Annotated in this window: 1 protein-coding gene; it reads left to right on the top strand. The window is 64.6% G+C overall.

Annotation, left to right across the window (positions count from 1 at the left end; translation table 11 throughout):
- The first annotated feature begins 197 nt into the window (after positions 1 to 197).
- Entirely contained in the window at positions 198 to 1,919 is a 1,722-nt protein-coding gene (ilvD, locus tag NYP18_RS15250; protein ID WP_259429045.1) for a dihydroxy-acid dehydratase, read from the top strand.
- The last annotated feature ends 464 nt before the right edge of the window (positions 1,920 to 2,383 follow it).

The following is a 2,383-nucleotide window of genomic DNA, read 5'->3' as shown; positions in this document are numbered from 1 at the left end:
GCTACCGAGCTGCTCCACCCCGCGTCGGGTGATATTCACTTCACCACGTCCACACAAGATTGTTAACCCCGTGTTGACGACATGTGAAACTATAACCCACGATGTCTCCGGACATCAAATCGCCAGTTCAACAGCATTTCGATTGGCGTCTACCTGGTTTTCCTGCCGCCTGCCCGCCACCTACCTAGACTCAGGTCATGACGAAGCTCACAGACTCCCCCGACAATGACTACGTGGACATCAAGCCCCGGTCCCGGGATGTAACCGACGGACTCGAGAGCACGGCCGCCCGCGGTATGCTCCGCGCGGTAGGCATGGGTGACGATGACTGGGGGAAGCCGCAGATCGGCGTCGCCTCCTCCTGGAATGAGATCACCCCCTGCAACCTCACCCTGCGCAAGCTCGCGGGATTCGCGAAGGAGGGGGTGCACGCCGCCGGTGGCTATCCCCTGGAGTTCGGCACGATCTCCGTCTCCGATGGCATCTCCATGGGCCATGAAGGGATGCACTACTCCCTGGTTTCCCGGGAAGTGGTCACCGATTCCGTCGAGACCGTGATGGGCGCGGAGCGGCTCGACGGTTCCGTCCTGCTGGCCGGCTGCGACAAGTCCATCCCCGGCATGATCATGGCCGCCGCCCGCCTCAATCTCTCGAGTGTCTTCCTCTACAACGGCTCCACCATGCCGGGTACCGCCCGTTTCGCCGACGGCCGCGAGGAGGAGGTCACCCTCATTGATGCCTTCGAGGCGGTCGGTGCCTGCCGTGCCGGCAAACTCTCGCAGGATGAGGTCGACGTCATCGAACGTGCCATCTGCCCGGGCGAGGGCGCCTGCGGCGGCATGTACACCGCCAACACCATGGCCTCCGCCGCCGAGGCGATGGGCATGTCCCTGCCGGGTTCCGCTGCTCCCCCGGCTGTCCACCGTGACCGCATCATCCACGCCCGCCAGTCAGGCGAGGCCGTCGTCGGGCTACTGCGCAACGGGATCCGGGCCCGTGACATCATCACCCGCGATTCCCTGCTCAACGCAGTCGCGGTGGTCATGGCCCTGGGTGGCTCCACCAATGCGGTCCTGCACCTGCTGGCCATCGCGCATGAAGCGGAGGTCGACCTCAGCCTCGACGACTTCAACGCCGTGGCCGACAAGGTTCCGCATCTGGGCGATCTCAAGCCCTTCGGCCGCTACGTCATGGCGGATGTCTTCCGCATCGGCGGCATCCCGGTCGTGATGAAGGCGCTTCTCGACGCCGGCCTCATCAACGGTGACTGCCTCACCGTCACCGGCCGCACCGTCGCCGAGAACCTGGCCGATATCCGTACCCCGGACCCGGACGGAAAGATCCTCCGGGCCCTGGACAACCCCATGCACGCCACCGGTGGACTGAGTATCCTCCACGGTTCGCTCGCCCCAGAGGGTGCGGTGGTCAAGACCGCCGGTTTCGACGCCGACGTCTTCAACGGCACCGCCCGTGTCTTCGACCGCGAGCAACCCGCCATGGATGCGGTCCTCAACGGTGAACTGAAGAAGGGCGACGTGGTGGTCATCCGCTACGAGGGTCCCAAGGGCGGGCCCGGGATGCGGGAGATGCTGGCCATCACGGGTGCGATCAAGGGTGCGGGCATCGGCAAGGATGTCCTGCTCATCACCGACGGACGCTTCTCCGGTGGCTCCACCGGTCTGTGCATCGGGCATGTGGCACCGGAGGCTGTCGACGGCGGCCCCATCGCCTTCATTCAGGACGGCGACCCGATCAGGGTGAACATCCCCGAGCGCACCATCGACGTGGACATCCCGGAGGAGGAGCTGGCGCGGCGTCGGGAAGCATGGCAGGTGCCGGAGAACCCGCGCCTGCACGGCGTGCTGGGTAAATACGCGAAGTTGGTGCAGTCCGCCTCGCAGGGCGCCGTGACCTACTGACCCAGGAACTCCGCCGGTGGTTCCGGGCCGCGGCCAGGCGCTCTCCGTAACCGCCGGGTTCAGCTCCGGGCCCGGGATTTACGGGACCGGGATTTAGCTGACCTGCCCGCTTCGACGTGTCCGGAAAGTCTCATTCCCGTCATCGTTGTCCACAGGTGTCCGTAAATCCTCTTCAATCCAGAACTACTGAAGTCCCGCCGCAAGGCTCGGGGGGACAACCCCCGCCAGACCATCCAGATGGGGAAAGTACGTCGGCGTGGTCGGAAGTGGAGTGGCTCTGATACGCATGCGGATGCCGTACTGAAGTAGGTCCCGTCAGTTAGATCTGGACATGCATCTCGGGGGAGACCACTTCCCTGGGGTGCCCCGTCACCTGGGAGATACGTGGCGGGACCTAACGGACCGGACCTACCCCAACACCTTGAGTCCTAAGGGTCGTTGCAACACTTTCCGATGAGAAAGGA

It is taken from the genome of Corynebacterium lemuris, assembly GCF_024919295.1.
Lineage (GTDB): Bacteria > Actinomycetota > Actinomycetes > Mycobacteriales > Mycobacteriaceae > Corynebacterium > Corynebacterium lemuris.
The sequence above is the reverse complement of the archived record's forward strand: the minus strand, read 5'-3'. Positions and strand labels throughout refer to the sequence as shown.

Excerpts from the sequence above, each read along its gene's own strand:
- ilvD (WP_259429045.1), top strand. The coding sequence starts at position 198 with ATGACGAAGCTCACAGACTCCCCCGACAATGACTACGTGGACATCAAG.